Here is a 15,887-nt window from a genome sequence, read left to right on the forward strand (position 1 = left end):
ATAAAGCACTGCGCCAAAATACCTATATAGCAACGTAACCCAAGAGTATCAGACTCATCGGGTTACCAATACTAATTGATCGTTTCAAGCCCGAACTAAAACAGTTTTTCCAGCATAAGGAAGGGCAGCCAGTTCATTGATCCTTAGCAATTGATTGTATTTTGCTATTCTATCTGTACGGCATAAAGAACCTGTCTTAATTTGGCCACAACCTGTTGCAACGGCCAAATCAGCAATAAAAACATCCTCTGTCTCGCCTGAACGATGTGACATGACGCAGCGATAACCATTTGTCTGTGCCAAACGAATAGCCTGTCTGGTTTCAGTTAACGTTCCAATTTGATTAGGTTTAATCAAAATAGCATTTGCCATTCTTTGGCTTATACCCTCTTGTAAAATACGGGTATTCGTTACGAATAAATCATCCCCAACTAATTGGAGGCGTTCCCCCAAATCGACCGTCAATTGCTGCCACCCTTGCCAATCATTTTCATCTAAACCATCTTCGATGCTGACAATTGGGTAATTAGTTACTAATTCACTATAATAAGCAATCATTTGCTCACTACTAAGTATTTTATTTTCAGACGTCAGATGATATTGACCAGCATGAAATAATTCAGAGGCCGCAACATCAAGTGCAAAAACAATATCTCGCTTCAATTGATAACCTGCCTGTTCGACTGCTTGAGCTAATATATCAAGAGCTTGACGATTTGATTTAAGATCAGGAGCAAACCCCCCTTCATCGCCAACTGCTGTATTTAACCCCTGCTTTTTCAGTACAGCCTTCAATACGTGAAAAATTTCTGTTCCCATCTTTAATGCTGTCGCAAAATCTGGGGCACCAACAGGCATCAGCATGAATTCTTGAATATCAACATTATTATCCGCATGCGCTCCACCATTTAACACATTCATCATAGGTACAGGCATGCACATCGCCTCACCTTGATTAAGCGAAATAAACAAAGGTTGCTTAATAGCATTGGCATAAGCTCTTGCACAGGCTAAAGAAACAGCCAAAATTGCGTTGGCACCCAGCCGAGATTTATTATCCGTTCCGTCCAATTCACACAGACGTTTATCAATTAGTTCTTGCTCTTTGACCGAAACACCCTTTAATGCTTGATTAATCTCATGATTAATATATCCCACTGCCCGAGAAACGCCTTTACCAGCATAGCGAGTAGTGTCGTCATCACGAAGTTCATAGGCTTCACGACTACCCGTTGAGGCCCCAGAAGGAACACTTGCGCGCCCACACACACCACTTGTCAAAAACACATCTGCTTCAACAGTAGGATTTCCTCGTGAATCAAGAATTTCACGCCCTTTAATACTGGCTATTTGCATTTTTTATCCTCAAGATACTCTACCAACATTACTGGTAAAGTAATATTTAGAAAGGAGCTATTGTTTTTCTATAGAGAAGTATTGTCAAGGTTATCGCCCATGAAGCGGCAAAACCATCTCTTTTATTCTTTATTAATACCGGAAGATTCTTTTTGCACAATGCGAACCTTAATGTATAAAGTAGAGTTTTGTGTATACTGGTTTCCAGCACGAATCACTATTGTATTCGAATCTGCAGGCGCATCTCCCTCGGCACTTGCCAAAGGCACCCATTGATTTAAAGGCACCATGACCGTTGTATTAACCTGTTGTTCATCAAATTGCTGATTGACAACTTGATTATCTTGTTCGCGAACACGACGGACAGTTAATTTTACCTTCTGCCCCTGCAGTACAGGTTCTACTAGCAAACCATTTTGTACTAAACGACGATCATAAGAAACCCCCGTTCCCCAGAAACCGATACCAACTGAACTTAAAACAGGTTGATCTTCCCCAGTACTTACAAACGCTGACTCACCGTTCATAACGGTAACCGATTGGCGACGGCGTTGCTGACTCTGAGAAGACGTACTGATAACCATATCATTACCATTCTGCTCATTAAGCCAATCTGGATCACCTTGAAAAACAGTGATTTCAAAAGTCACTGGCGGTTGATCAAGTTTGTGCAATACCGTACGTAATTGAGTTAAGGTTTGTGGTGTAACTTTGACAACCAAGGTCTGACCAGAACCTGTGATTTGTTCACCCTCTTGGAGAAGGGGTTGAACTAAACGAATGACGTTATCAGCATTTTGGTAGTTTAATTCAATGACTTTTGTGATCATTTGATCAGCCCAAGCATTGATTGCTAAAAACAACAAACCAATAAACCATTTTTTCATGGCAACACTCCTTGTTAGCCGATTTCATCATGAATACTTTCAAGTGTAGCAGACTAACAATTTGTAGGATAAATTTAAAAAAATAATTTGAACAACGACTTATTTTTTTCAGGTTATTTTGCTGATTTTTCTTTCCAAAAGCAGGATAGGTTATGCAAAACAATTGTTTTGTTCCTGTAAAAGTTTAGTTATAATCGCCCTAATCTTTTTCAAAGATACATACTTTATGGGTAGCATATTCAACATGTTCGGGCCCTCACCTATCAGGCCTATTGAACAACACATGCGTAAAACACATCACTGTGCAAAACAGCTCTATCCCTTTTTTGAGGCTGTGTTGCAGCAAGATTGGGAAACAGCTAGCGCCATTAAAGAAAAGATATCTAGCATTGAAAAAGAGGCAGATAGAATTAAACGAGATTTGCGCTTGCATTTGCCAACCGGCTTGTTTCTGCCAGTCTCGCGTACTGATTTACTTGAATTGCTTAGTGCTCAGGATCGTATAGCCAATAAAGCAGAAGATATTGCAGGGCTTATTATCAGCCGCAGAATGGTTATGCCTGAAGCATTAACTTCCGTCTTTATGCCTTTTTTGAATCGTTGTCTGGATGCTTCCAAACAAGCTTGTAAAGCAATTAATGAACTTGATGAACTACTTGAAAGTGGTTTTCGTGGTAGCGAAGTAAAAATCGTTGAAGAAATGATTATGACTCTAGATGAAATTGAACATGACAGTGACGATAAACTCGCTGATATCAGACATCGTATTTTCGAGCTGGAAAAGGATTTACCTGCAATTGAAGTAATTTTTCTCTACAAACTGGTTCAATGGATTGGTGACTTGGCTGATCATGCCCAAACAGTGGGTGGTCGGCTGCAAATTCTTATTGCTCGGTAGTAAATTCCTATGGATTATCCTTTCATTCTGTTTCTCATTGCCATCGCCTTCTGCTTTTTCATGACCTGGGGGGTTGGTGCAAACGATCTAGCTAATGTAATGAGCACAACGATGGGTTCCAAAGCGGTCACTGTGCGGCAGGCAATGATTATTGCCATCGTCTTTGAATTTGCCGGCGCCTTTCTTGGTGGCAGCGGCGTAACAGAAACTATGCGTGACGGCATTATTACTAGCAGTCAGCTCTCAAACCAACCCTTGATTCTTATTGAAGGAATGCTAGGTGTTTTATTAGCCTGTACTGTTTGGATGAATCTTGCAAGTTATCTCGGTGTTCCGGTCTCCATTACCAATGCTCTTGTTGGCTCTATGGTTGGTTTTGGTTCTGTCGTCCTAGGTGCTGACGCGATTCAATGGCGCCAGGTTTATCACATTGCCATTGGCTGGGTAACCTCCCCTCTAATTGCCGGATTTACTGCCTATGTGCTTTTTATTAGTATCCAACAAGCCATCTTTGTAAAAAGCGACCCCCTCGAAAAAGCAAAATGGTACGTGCCTATTTATCTTTTCATTGTTGGATCTGTGTTATCTTTTATTACCGTTTTTAAGGGATTAAATCATTTCGATATCCACCTTAATTTGAAACAAGACTTGGCTGTTACCTTGGCAACCAGTATTACCATCACCATTATCGGTATGCTCTTTATAAAACGAATCCCTGAAATGCCACGAATTAGGCGACGTGAACGCTTTCTTCAAGTGGAAAAATATTTTGCTGTACTGATGGCCTTGACCGCTTGCGCGATGGTGTTCGCGCATGGTTCAAATGACGTTGCCTTGGCTGTAGGACCGTTAAGTATTATTTATACTCTAGTTATGCATTCTGATCAGCCTGTGAGTGCAGCTAATTATCCTGCCTGGATTATCTTACTTGGCTGCGCAGGAGTAGTCATTGGCTTTCTAATGTATGGTAGAAAAGTGATTGAAACCGTAGGTAGCGCAATCACAGCTTTAACACCAAGCCGTGCTTTTGCGGCTACTCTTGCTGCGGCAACCACTGTAGTCGTTGCAACCAGTACAGGTATCCCCGTTTCAGCGACACAAACCCTGGTTGGAGCAGTCCTTGGCGTTGGATTAGCACGCGGTATCGGTGCTTTAAACCTCATTGTAATTCGTAATATTTTTATGTCTTGGATATTAACATTACCCGCAGCTTCGTTGCTGACAATTATGGCTTATAAAGCTTTACATGCTTTTATAGGAAGTTGAATAACAGTCGAGCTGATGACTATGCTCATCTCGTAATTCTGCCAATCCCATATCAGTCAAAGCCGCTATTTTATCAATAGTAATCAAGTCTTCACGCAATGCGACCAGTCCATTTGAGGTAAATAAAAATTCCAGGTGAGAAGAAGTCAACATAGCCAGCTGTTCACTAGAAATTAGTTGCTCCCGTAAAGCCTGTAAACCATGTGCTGAAAATAACCATTAGAGATGCGGAAAATCGAGTAATACTACATCCTCGAAAACGATTAATTTCTCGACAAATAAGGCAATAAATTCTTCCTTAGTGCAGATAAACTTAAAAAATCTTCTGGCACAATCTCTAGGTCTACTTTTTTAATGATCCCTTCTAAAAAAGAACCAAACCATAATTGGAGAATAGATACTTAGTTAATTTTCATCTATTTCTTTCGGGAATTCTTCTAATTTCTGGCGCTCCTCTTGAGATAACGACCATATTTTATGGAGACGTTCTGCAAGCCACAAACTAATTCTCTCATTGAAAACAAAATCCCTAAGTTCTGAATGTAGTTCTTCGATTCTTTTTTAAAATCTTCATAAGAGGAAGCACCGGCCTCTTTCCACGTCTTCGCCGATAGACTTATCCGCTGCCAATCCTTGCAGACAGAAAATGTTGAAAAGATATCTCTGCGTGGCAACCAATCGAATAGAGTTAAGGTAATTTCTTCAGGGAGTGGCATTAAATTGCATTATTAATTGAGTTTATTCAACCATACTGCTTTTTTAAAACAAGATGCATGGGTAAATTTACCCATAGCAATATTAGAAATCTCATGATTTCATTCCATCATTACGAGGGAACTTTATTAAAGGATAAATTCCAGGAAGGTTAGAATCCACCCCAAATTTCATCATCCTTCTCATCCCGCTTCGCACTATCACGCAAATAGGCAATACGCTTATGCTTTTTGATTTCTTTTAGCTGCGAGGGTGACTTTTTATGTTTAGCATCAAATTCAAAAAGGAATTTGTCGTAAGGGCTTACGTAAGCTTTATCAATATCATTCTGGCTCATGACTAATCCTGGATAGCATATAATAAATAACAGATGGCTAATTTTATCGGTTTTTACACCAAGTTGCCATCAAAGATTCTAAACTTGCCGTATTAAGAATAGCACGAGGAAAACGAAGTAGAGAACTGACGTAGACCTCTATTATAGCAATGGAAGGAACAACCATGAATATAAAAAAGCCGAGCTTCACTCCCATTTGGAAGGAACAATCTCCCCCAGCCTGGCCCAAAAACTCGCTAAACGCAATAAGGTAACACTTCCCCAAACCCTGATTGAAGCCGATGGAGAAAGCTATTCTTATCGTGATTTTCTCGATTTTTTAAAAGCGTTTGATGCTGTTGCTGCAGTGATAAAAACACCGAGAGATTATTATGACATTACCTTTGATTATTTAAAAACCAACGCTTTAGAAAACACTATTTATGTAGAAACAATGTATTCGCCCGATCATGCTGAGCGAGCCAGTGGTATTCCATCCTCTGAACATTTGCACGCAATACAGCAAGCTATTGATGATGCCGAATCTCAATTTAATATTATCGGTCGGATTATCATCGTTGCCGTACGACATTTTGGTGCTGATGCGGCAATTCGAGTAGCAAAACAAGCTGTTAAAGAGCAAGTTCCTTGTATCGTAGGGCTTGGGCTCGGTGGTGATGAAATTCATTTTCCCCCTAAATTATTCAAGAAAGCCTACCAAATTGCAGCGGAAGCAGGACTTCATTGTACAGTACATGCAGGTGAATTTGCTCCGGCAAGTGGCATGCTTGAAGCAATGGAATATTTGCCAATTGAACGTATAGGCCATGGTGTACAAGCAATTCACTCAACAGAAACCATTGCCCAATTAAAAGATCGTAATATTGCCCTGGAAGTCTGTCCTTCCAGTAATGTAGCTCTTGGTCTTTTTAAAGATTTGGTAAGTCATCCTTTACCTCATCTGGTGGAGACTGGTATTAAAATTAGCCTTGGCTCAGATGATCCCCCTTTTTTCGTACCACTTTAGCCAAAGAGTATCAGCGGGTACAACAAACCTATCACTACTCTGACAGCCAAATGAAGATGTTTACACTTAATGCTATTAATTCAGCCTTTGCTGATGAGATGACAAAATCGAAATTAAGAAAATCATTAGCCAGCGATGAATCTTAGCCATTGAAAATAGAACGCTGTATGAAAGAAACATTCATGTTTTAGGCCGTTTCTTCCATATATTGGCGAAGTTTTTTCATGGCATTTTTTCAAGCTGGCGAACTCGCTCGGCAGAAACACCATATTTATCGGCCAAATCATGCAATGTTGCCTTGTTATCCGCCAGCCAACGCTGCTGTAAAATATCCTGACTACGTTCGTCAAGGCGCTCCAAAGCAACCAATAATTGTTCTCTGCCTTGTTCCCCGCTTACTTCTTTTTCAATCAAATGGGCTGGATCACTATTCGCATCATGTAAATAATGAGCGGGGGGCTTTGAAAGCATCATCCTCATCATCAGAAAGAGGTGCATCATAGGAGGCATCCATAGCATTAAGACGCTGCTCCATGACCAGTACATCCTCACGGCTGACACCAAGATCATTGGCAACCGCATCTACTTCTTCACTGTTAAACCAGCCTAGACGAGTCTTCATCTGACGCAGGTTAAAAAACAATTTCCGTTGGGCTTTGGTGGTTGCAATCTTAACTATACGCCAATTACGTAGAACAAATTCATGTATTTCAGCTTTAATCCAGTGGACAGCAAATGAAACAAGGCGAACACCCATTTTAGGGTCAAAACGCTTAACGGCCTTCATTAAACCAACATTACCCTCTTGAATTAAATCATTAAGAGGTAAACCATAGCCCAAATAGCCGCGAGCAACTCGAACTACATAACGAAGATGAGCAAGAACTAAACGACGTGCGCTTTCAAGATCGCCTTCCGTATGAAAGCGCTCGGCACACGCATACTCCTCTTCAGCAGAAAGCATTGGTATTTGATTGACACGATGAATATAGGCATCAAGACTACCAATAGGTAAATTCCATGACGCTAATTGCAACTGCTGACTCATACTGCTCCTCCAGTTACCAACACCATAATAATTACCAAACCAATTCGATATTAACCTTAACTATAGCACCACATTATACATCAACTATAGGGCTCAATAGAAGCAAGTTGTTGTTTTACTGACAATCTGGCACCCAACCACCCTAGCATTGTAGACACTATCACCAGTAAATAAGCTTGTTTAACTGACAACCCCATAATGGGGTAATGCATTTGGTAGGCAGCTGCCAGCTGTTTAACGGCAACAGCAACACTAAGCATGAAAATATTGACAAAAAACACAGCCATGATTGCACCAGCTAAACTATACCACATGCCAGTATATAAAAAAGGACGAGCAATGTAAGGATCAGTTGCACCTATTAGTTTCAGTACCTGAATTTCCTCATGGCGATTATGAATAGCAAGACGCAAGGTATTGCCAATTATCAAAACCACAGCAGAGGCTAATAGAGCCATTAATGCATGCGCTATTTTAGTCGCAAAACCTAGGATTGCATGCAGTTTGGTTATCCATTGCATATCCAGTTTAGCTTGCTCAACTTGCGGATAAGCCTTTAATCGAGTAAACAATTGCTCCATTTGCGCAGGTGTGTTAACGGCAAGGGCCGGGATAACATCCATCATTGCCGGGAGGGGGTTTTCTGGCAAATAACGCATAATATCATGCATTCCTTCCTGCCTCTGCAACTCAGCCAATCCTTCCTCGGGAGATTTGAGTACCACATTACCAACACCCTCTGTCGCACGAACACGAGCTACAAAAGCAGTCTGCTCAGCCTCTGATAGCGGAGATTTTAAATAGAGAGAAATATGGCCTCCACGCTGCCAATTGATAGTTAATTGCTCCAGATTATCGGTAAACACCCAAAAAAGAGTCGGTAAAGTCAACGCAATAGCGATGACAATCACCGTCATCATAGTAGCCAACGGCTTACGGCAAAGCAAATTAAGACTGCTATTGGCTGCTTGCAAATGATAAGCACTTAAAGTACGCAGATTTTTTAACACATCCGGCCTCCTTTAAGCATAACAATACGATGCTTCATCCCCGCAATAAGCGCGAGATCATGCGTAGCGATAAGAATACTCACCCCAACCTGGTTAAATTGATCAAAAAGTTTCATAATTTCAGCAGAAAGACTGGGGTCAAGGTTACCTGTAGGTTCATCAGCAAGCAGCAAAGCTGGTTTGTGTACTACAGCTCTGGCAATACCAATCCGTTGTTGTTCACCTGCAGATAGATGAACAGGTAACATTTTTTCCTTAGTTAATAAACCAACCATATCAAGCGCTGCATGAACTCGCTTGGCAATCATAACGGGTGCAAATCCTTGAATTTGCAAAGGTAAAGCCACATTGTCAAACACAGTTCTATCATTTAGCAAATTAGGGGATTGGAAGGTAATCCCCAAACTACTACGATAAGCGGCAATATCCCGTCTTTTTAATTGATTTAAACGAATACCATTCACAGCGAGTTGCCCTGAAGAAGGCATTTCCAGCATGGCAATTAATTTTAGTAAAGTGCTTTTCCCTGCTCCCGAATGACCGGTCAGAAAAACCATCTCTCCTTTTTGCAGCGAAAAATTAACCTGGCTTAAGGCTTCAAACCCTCCAGGATAGCGTTTACTTACTTGGTCAAATTTGATCATCATTAAAAATTGCTCTGACAAATTGCTGGGCATCAAAAGGACGTAGATCGTCAATTCCTTCACCAATTCCCAGATAACGGAATGGTATCTCTAATTCATTGGCAATAGCAAACAGTATTCCGCCCTTTGCAGTCCCATCGAGCTTCGTCATCGTAATACCAGTCAACCCAATCGCTTGATGGAATTGTCGTGCCTGGTTGAGCGCATTTTGTCCTATACTGGCATCCAAAATCAACATTGTTTCATGAGGCGCATTAGCATCCAATTTTTGGATAACTCGCTTCACTTTCTTTAATTCTTCCATTAAATTGCCTTGAGTATGTAAACGGCCGGCCGTATCAGCAATCAAAACATCGATACCTCGTGCTTTTGCTGCCTGCAAAGCATCATAAATAACGGACGCACTATCAGCCCCAGTATGCTGGGCGATTACGGGAATTTGATTACGCTCCCCCCAAATTTTTAATTGTTCAACTGCTGCAGCTCGAAAGGTATCCCCTGCTGCCAGCATGACTTTTTTACCTTGTTGTTGAAACTGCTTAGCCATTTTACCGATCGAGGTTGTTTTACCCGCGCCATTCACGCCAACTGTTAAGATGACAAAAGGTGATTGATCCACTGTTTCTATTTGCAGCGGCTTTTCTCTTATTAGCAAAATAGTTTCCAATCGCTTTTTAAGCGCATCAAAAACAGCATCACCATCAGTTAATTGCTTTCTTGCCAAATCTTCACTTAATTGCTTTAAAATCGCTTGTGAAGTTTCAATACCAAGATCCGCACTAAGCAGCAAAGTTTCCAATTCTTCCAATAAAACCGCATCGATCTCTTTTTTCCCAATAATAAACGCCCAATCCCGTCGCCAAATTGCTGACGTGTTTTGGTCAGACCGCGTTTAAAGCGAGCGAAAAACCCTTGCTTAGGAAGTTCTTCACTCACCGGGTCAGAAGATATCTCATTCTGCTGGGCAACAGGCATTTCTTGCCCTTCAATAGACGTAGATATTGATTTTGTTTCATCCTGATTTTTTTAAACCATTTAATCATAAGGTATACAAAGCGAAGGAAATGTGGAATTCTATCACTTTTTTTGCTTTGGAGTTAATCCATGCGTACTGTATTAATGATTTTCTTTGCTGTATTAACTTGCCAATCTTATAGCCAAACACAAGAATTCACTCTGCAAAATGGCTTAAAAGTACTGGTAAAAGAAGATCATCGCGCACCCATTGCTGTCTCCATGATATGGTATAACGTTGGTTCTGCGGATGAACCAGGAGGCATCACTGGTGTCTCTCATGCACTAGAGCATCTGATGTTTAAAGGAACCCCAAAATATCCTTTAGGTGTTTTTCAAAAACGATTGCTGCCGTTGGCGGACAAGAAAATGCCTTTACTAATTATGACTACACTGCCTATTTTGAAAAATTGCTGCATCAAAATTGCCTATAAGTTTCGAATTGGAAGCTGATCGGATGCAAAACCTATTATTCAATAAAGAAGAATTTGGAAGAGAAATCAAAGTAATTCGAGAAGAAAGGCGTTTACGCACTGATGATAATCCACAAGCATTGACCTTCGAACGCTATTTAGCTGCAGCCAATTTGACTGCCCCCTATCATCACCCGGTTATCGGCTGGATGAGTGATCTGCACCAAATGACCGTTAACGATGTAAAAACCTGGTATCAACGCTTTTATGCACCCAATAATGCAACGCTTGTTGTCGTTGGTGATGTCAACGCAGAAGAAGTCCATCAATTAGCAATAAAGTACTTTGGGTCCATTGATAAACATGCTACCTACAGCCGCAAAGCCCAACTAGAACCACCTAATCTAGGCCCTAAATTCGTTGAAATTAACGCGCCAGCCAAATTACCTATGTTAATGTTCGGCTATACTGTACCCAGCGTGAAAACTGCTAAAACAAGTTGGGAACCCTATGCCCTGGAAATCATTACACATATCCTCGATGCTGGTGAAAGTGCACGTTTTGCCAAACATTTAATCCGTGGCAGCCATCTGGCTAGTGGAGCTGAGACTTACTATAATCTATACGCGCGCTACCAAACTCAATTTGTTGTTTTTGGCACCCCTACTGAAGCCCATTCTATTGACGAACTTAAAGCAGGCATGCTTAAAGAAATCAACCGATTGCAGAGTGAATTAGTCAGTCCAGCCGAACTTAAACGGATAAAAACACAAATTATTGCCCAAAAAACCTTTGAAAAAGATTCTATTTTTGGTCAAGCCATGGAGCTTGGTTTACTAGAAACAATCGGTTTAGGCTGGCAAACTGCCGACACATACACTGATCATATCAATAGCATTACCCCTGAACAATTACGACAAGTAGCACAGCTTTATTTTCAGGAATCAGCTCTAACAGAAGCCCGGCTAATCCCAGTAGCAGAAGAGGAACAACAATGAAAGTATTGTTTACATTAATTTTTTAAGTATTAGCTTTGTATCCAACCTACAAGCCAGTACTTTTAAAACACAGCAATGGTATACAAAAAATGGTGCAAAAGTAGTTTTTACCAAGCCATGGAAGTCCCTATGATAGATATCAACATAGCCTTTGCGGCCGGCTCAGCCTATGACGGCAAGCAATTTGGCTTAAGTGCATTAACCTCCGATTTGCTTGCCCAAGGTAATGCTGGTATGGATGCAACTCAAATTGCAGAAAAATGGCTGATACGGGTGCCCAATTTAATAACGACATTAGTCGCGATATGGTGGTCTTAAGCCTAAAGACTTTGACCAATGAAGATGCCCTTAAACAGGCAATCAACACCTTCGAACTTATCATCAGCAAACCCGATTTCCCCACAGACGCTTTCGAGAGAGGAAAAAGTCAGCAGTTAATGGCCATTGCCCAAACTCAAGAATCTCCCGATGATGTTGCCAATCAAATTTTCTTTAAAACGCTTTATCAAACCCATCCTTATGCTCATCCTGTCAATGGCACAAGAGAAAGTGTCAAAGCATTAAAGCTCACCGATGTGCACCAATTTTATCAACGTTATTTTGTCGGTTCTAATGCGGTTATTGTGTTGGTAGGTGCTATTGATCAGAAGAAAGCACAGCAAATCGCTGAACAACTCACGCAAAACTTACCGAAAGGACAACCAGCAGCAACTATACCCAAGGCAACTCAATTAAAAAACAAGGAGAAAGTCAACATTGACTTCCCCTCTTCGCAAACGATGTTGCGCTTAGGCCAAATTGGCATTGATCATCATAATCCGGACTATTTTCCTCTGACAGTGGGAAATTATATTTTAGGAGGAGGCGCGCTGGTCTCTCGATTAGCTTATGAGGTGCGAGAAAAACGGGGTCTAAGCTACAGTGTCGTCAGCCAATTCATGCCTATGCCCGGCGACGGCCCCTTTATCATTAGTCTATCGACACACCGGAAGCAAGCTGCGACCGCATTGAAAGTTACTGAAGATACCCTGAGCGATTTTATTGCTAAAGGTCCTGATGCCCGAGAACTACAGAATGCAAAGCAATATTTAACAGGCAGTTTCCCCTTATCCCTAGCCAGCAATAGTAGTATTGCTAATATGCTGTTGCGCATCACTTTTTATCACCTGCCTGATAATTATTTAGATTCTTATATAGCACGCATTAATGCAGTAACAACAGAAGATATAAAGAAGGCTTTTCATCACCAAGTGAACCCCAATAAAATGCTTCTCGTTTCGGTAGGTAAGTTGTGAAACAAACTGTACGTATAATCGGGGGGAAATACCGGGGCAAAAAACTTCATTTCCCTGACATTACCGGTTTGAGACCCACTCCAGATAGGGTCAAGGAAACGCTCTTTAACTGGTTAATGCATGATATACGAGGAGCACGTTGTCTTGACGCGTTTGCAGGCAGCGGTGCTCTTGGTTTCGAAGCCTTCTCTCGAGGCGCTGCAAAAGTAGTTTTTGTTGAAATAGCCGCTAAAGCTTATGAAAATTTGCAGCATGTTACTTCGTCATTCAATGAAACTAATTTATTAGTCGTTAATATGAAAGCTCAAGATTATCTTCGTCAAACAACAGACTGTTTTGATCTTGTTTTTCTTGATCCACCGTTTATAGAAAATAATATCCCAGAATGTATGGAGTTATTAGCTCGCTCCAATATACTACCTGTTGGTGGTTTGGTTTACCTTGAAGCCCCAGCAAAATTACTTCTGGATCCTAAAGTTTGGCAAGAAAAGAAGTGTAAGCAAGCAGGACAAGTCATTTATGGTCTCTATGAAAAATGCTAGTATGTTTAAACATGACTTCCGCTTGACAAGGCGTCATGCTCCTGTTTCAATCAAGGTAATACTTATCGATTATAAAGCCCGAAAGATGATCAACAAGTTTGTCATGCTTATTCTTGCATCTGCATTATTGGCTGGATGCATTAGTTCGTTCAAAAAACCACCTACTAATGATCCTAGTGATGATGCAACTATCAAGCTTGCAGAAGCAGCTACTTCCGTGAGCGACTCCATGTTGGAGATGGCGAGAGTAGAGAAGGTTATTACCCCTCCCACCAAAGATAATACCCTTACCATTCCTAATGCATACAATTTGCAAGCACGAGCCTCTGTGGATTGGTCAGGTCCTATTGAAGAATTAACAGCACGCATTGCGAAAGCAGCTCATTTTCGCTTACGCATTCTCGGCAAAGAACCTGCCGTTCCTGTTTTAATTAGTCTTACCAGTAAAGATGAGAGTTTAGCTGAGATCCTGCGAGATATTGATTATCAAGCCGGGAGAAAAGCAGACATCCATGTTTATCCTAACAGTCAGGTTGTTGAATTACGCTATGCCAAAATTTATTCGTAGTATTTTTATAGCTTGTGTGGCCCTCTTGGTTGCTTGTTCTTCTTCAACCAAAAATGTGCCGCCCGGGGATACAACCTCCCTGAAAGGTTTGAAAGCCATGGTGAACACCAAGCGCTCCAAAGCCACCAAACAAACTATGAATAAGATGCGTGAAATGGCTTTGAAAGAAACAGCCCTTAGTGTAGGTGCCCAATCTGGCTTAGCTTGGCGCGCCAGAGTTATTGATGATCAACTGACCAAGCAGGCACGTCATTTGGATACAGTTTACGATTTCAATTCATTGATTCTGGAACATAATATTTTACCACCAGTTTTGCTGGAGGGACGAAATACGTTAAATTTGGCAGATACGCAAACGATTCGCATTTCTGACCGAACTTATAAAGTTGCCAAACAAGCTCAATTTGTTACCACACCTCCTACTTGGAGACAGTATTTGTGGATGGACTACAAGGTACCTGAAAGACCTGATATCTCCCTTCTACCCAAAACCAAAGTCGAGAAACAGCTCTGGTGTTACTATGTGGAAAAAGGATGGCAAAACGGGATCGAGCAAGCCTCTACTATTCTCGAAGAAAGTATTGCCCGCATTAAGGAAGATTATATTGGCATGATTCTTTATCGTAAATTACTAGCTATGAACATGGTTTCGCCTCCCTTCGTCTCTCACACTGACTTAGGAGTAACTGGAGACTCCTCAGAAATTCATATTGATGACCGCGTGTTACGAATCACAGCCTTACCTGCGCTGAATATTAACGCCAATGAATGGCGAGCTGCTGTTACAAAAGATGAAAATGCGTTAGAACAATTTAAAAATATGGAAAAATTGGCACAAAGCACTAAAATTATTATTACGAATAAAGCATGGCAACCTGTGATTGCCCCGGTTAATTTAGCCAAGTAAGATCTTATGAGTAATATTAATTTAATGCCAGATGAACCAACCCGTTTTTCTCCAGTCTTTATGGATAAAATGTTGGAGCATGCAGAAAGTCTTAATGCGTCCGATATTACCATCCAAACTGGCGAGCCTATTTTTGCAGAAGTATATGGACGGTTACTCAAGATTACTAATCGTCGTCTTTCCAATACCGAGCTCGGCGATTTAATTAACTCCATATACGGCCCCAATGCGACTACTCAACTCTTGTCTGGTAAAGATATTGATACACACTATGAATTCCGTCCTAACCGTGGTGTTCGCTATCGTTATAGGGTCAATGCAACCTCCTGTTTGGTTGAAGGACATGATGCTATCCAAATAACGCTAAGAACTATCCCCACTACCCCGCCAAAATTAGAAACGATGGGTTTACCAGAGAATATCGTTGAAGCCATTGCACCTCAAGAAGGGATTGTATTTATAACCGGTGCAACCGGCTCGGGCAAATCTACCCTGCTTGCTTCCATCATTCGCGATCTTATCGAGAAAGAAGACTCTAATCGTAAAGTCTTAACTTATGAAGCACCTATTGAATTCGTTTATGATGAAATTGAAACCATTTCGGCTGTAGTTAGTCAGTCAGAAATTCCTCGCCATTTACCCGATTTTGCTGACGGCGTTCGCAATGCGTTACGGCGCAAACCGCGTTTAATCATGGTGGGTGAGTGCCGTGATGCCGAGACAATTAGTGCTGCACTTGAGGCCGCACTGACTGGCCATCCTGTTTATACAACACTACATACCTCCGGTGTGGCTGAAACAATGCGACGTTTAGTGACCTCTTTCTCTGGAGAAGAACGCCTAGGGCGAACAATCGATATCTTAGAGACTATTAGACTTTGTATTTGGCAAAAATTAGTACCAACCATTGATGGCAAACGGGTTGCCCTACGCGAATATCTGGTGTTTGATGAGGAAGCACGAGATATTTTACTGGAAGGTGAT

The 15,887-nt window shown here is 41.2% G+C and carries 13 protein-coding genes and 5 pseudogenes; 9 read left to right on the plus strand and 9 right to left on the minus strand.

Going from position 1 to position 15,887, the window contains the following annotated elements; genetic code table 11:
- Positions 1-84: 84 nt before the first annotated feature.
- Both eno and BN58_RS17850 read right to left on the minus strand, forming a co-directional pair.
- Positions 85-1,356, minus strand: coding sequence for a phosphopyruvate hydratase (gene eno, locus BN58_RS17845; protein ID WP_019217999.1), 1,272 nt, complete (start codon positions 1,354-1,356; stop codon positions 85-87).
- A 122-nt stretch (positions 1,357-1,478) separates the two neighbouring features.
- The gene (locus BN58_RS17850) at positions 1,479-2,243 is read right to left on the minus strand and encodes a hypothetical protein (protein WP_019218000.1); all 765 of its coding nucleotides are present in this window, start codon (positions 2,241-2,243) and stop codon (positions 1,479-1,481) included.
- Positions 2,244-2,469: 226 nt separating this feature from the next.
- On the opposite strand from BN58_RS17850, the gene BN58_RS17855 reads away from it, so the two are divergent.
- Complete coding sequence (locus BN58_RS17855; RefSeq protein WP_040916744.1) at positions 2,470-3,141, plus strand: TIGR00153 family protein; 672 nt, start codon at positions 2,470-2,472, stop codon at positions 3,139-3,141.
- Between the two features lie 9 nt (positions 3,142-3,150).
- Positions 3,151-4,407, plus strand: a complete 1,257-nt coding sequence (locus tag BN58_RS17860) for an inorganic phosphate transporter (RefSeq protein WP_019218002.1) — start codon at positions 3,151-3,153, stop codon at positions 4,405-4,407.
- Here the strand turns inward: BN58_RS17860 and BN58_RS31255 are convergent.
- The 3 genes from BN58_RS31255 to BN58_RS17875 form a co-directional block, all read right to left on the minus strand.
- Positions 4,384-4,560, minus strand: a complete 177-nt coding sequence (locus BN58_RS31255) for a hypothetical protein (protein ID WP_019218003.1) — start codon at positions 4,558-4,560, stop codon at positions 4,384-4,386. The genes BN58_RS17860 and BN58_RS31255 overlap by 24 nt on opposite strands.
- A 284-nt stretch (positions 4,561-4,844) precedes the next feature.
- Complete coding sequence (locus BN58_RS17870; RefSeq protein WP_019218004.1) at positions 4,845-5,123, minus strand: F-box-like domain-containing protein; 279 nt, start codon at positions 5,121-5,123, stop codon at positions 4,845-4,847.
- Positions 5,124-5,272: 149 nt separating this feature from the next.
- Complete coding sequence (locus BN58_RS17875) at positions 5,273-5,458, minus strand: CBU_0585 family protein (RefSeq protein WP_019218005.1); 186 nt, start codon at positions 5,456-5,458, stop codon at positions 5,273-5,275.
- A gap of 196 nt (positions 5,459-5,654) precedes the next feature.
- On the opposite strand from BN58_RS17875, the pseudogene add reads away from it, so the two are divergent.
- Positions 5,655-6,610 (plus strand): annotated as a pseudogene (gene add / locus BN58_RS26855) (adenosine deaminase).
- Between the two features lie 41 nt (positions 6,611-6,651).
- On the opposite strand, the pseudogene rpoH reads toward add, so the two are convergent.
- The 4 genes and pseudogenes from rpoH to ftsY form a co-directional block, all read right to left on the minus strand.
- A pseudogene (rpoH, locus tag BN58_RS26860) lies at positions 6,652-7,512 on the minus strand (RNA polymerase sigma factor RpoH).
- 80 nt (positions 7,513-7,592) lie between these two features.
- Positions 7,593-8,522: a permease-like cell division protein FtsX gene (gene ftsX, locus BN58_RS17890; protein WP_019218008.1), complete on the minus strand. Its 930-nt coding sequence runs from the start codon at positions 8,520-8,522 to the stop codon at positions 7,593-7,595.
- Positions 8,516-9,166: a cell division ATP-binding protein FtsE gene (gene ftsE, locus BN58_RS17895; protein WP_026069587.1), complete on the minus strand. Its 651-nt coding sequence runs from the start codon at positions 9,164-9,166 to the stop codon at positions 8,516-8,518. The genes ftsX and ftsE overlap by 7 nt, the downstream gene beginning before the upstream one ends.
- Positions 9,153-10,141 (minus strand): annotated as a pseudogene (gene ftsY, locus BN58_RS26865) (signal recognition particle-docking protein FtsY). The gene ftsE and the pseudogene ftsY overlap by 14 nt, the downstream one beginning before the upstream one ends.
- A gap of 129 nt (positions 10,142-10,270) precedes the next feature.
- On the opposite strand from ftsY, the pseudogene BN58_RS26870 reads away from it, so the two are divergent.
- From BN58_RS26870 to dotB, 6 genes and pseudogenes are all read left to right on the plus strand, one after another.
- Positions 10,271-11,591 (plus strand): annotated as a pseudogene (locus BN58_RS26870) (M16 family metallopeptidase).
- 4 nt (positions 11,592-11,595) lie between these two features.
- Positions 11,596-12,886 (plus strand): annotated as a pseudogene (locus BN58_RS26875) (M16 family metallopeptidase).
- Complete coding sequence (rsmD, locus tag BN58_RS17915; RefSeq protein WP_026069588.1) at positions 12,883-13,428, plus strand: 16S rRNA (guanine(966)-N(2))-methyltransferase RsmD; 546 nt, start codon at positions 12,883-12,885, stop codon at positions 13,426-13,428. The pseudogene BN58_RS26875 and the gene rsmD overlap by 4 nt, the downstream one beginning before the upstream one ends.
- 85 nt (positions 13,429-13,513) lie before the next feature.
- Positions 13,514-13,996: a type IVB secretion system lipoprotein DotD gene (dotD, locus tag BN58_RS17920; RefSeq protein WP_026069589.1), complete on the plus strand. Its 483-nt coding sequence runs from the start codon at positions 13,514-13,516 to the stop codon at positions 13,994-13,996.
- Complete coding sequence (locus BN58_RS17925; RefSeq protein ID WP_019218013.1) at positions 13,977-14,903, plus strand: type IV secretion system DotC family protein; 927 nt, start codon at positions 13,977-13,979, stop codon at positions 14,901-14,903. Before dotD ends, BN58_RS17925 begins: the two co-directional genes overlap by 20 nt.
- A 24-nt stretch (positions 14,904-14,927) precedes the next feature.
- Positions 14,928-15,887 (plus strand): Dot/Icm type IV secretion system ATPase DotB (dotB, locus tag BN58_RS17930; protein WP_026069590.1); only part of this gene is annotated, 960 nt, incomplete at its 3' end.

It is taken from the genome of Legionella tunisiensis, assembly GCF_000308315.1.
GTDB lineage: Bacteria > Pseudomonadota > Gammaproteobacteria > Legionellales > Legionellaceae > Tatlockia > Tatlockia tunisiensis.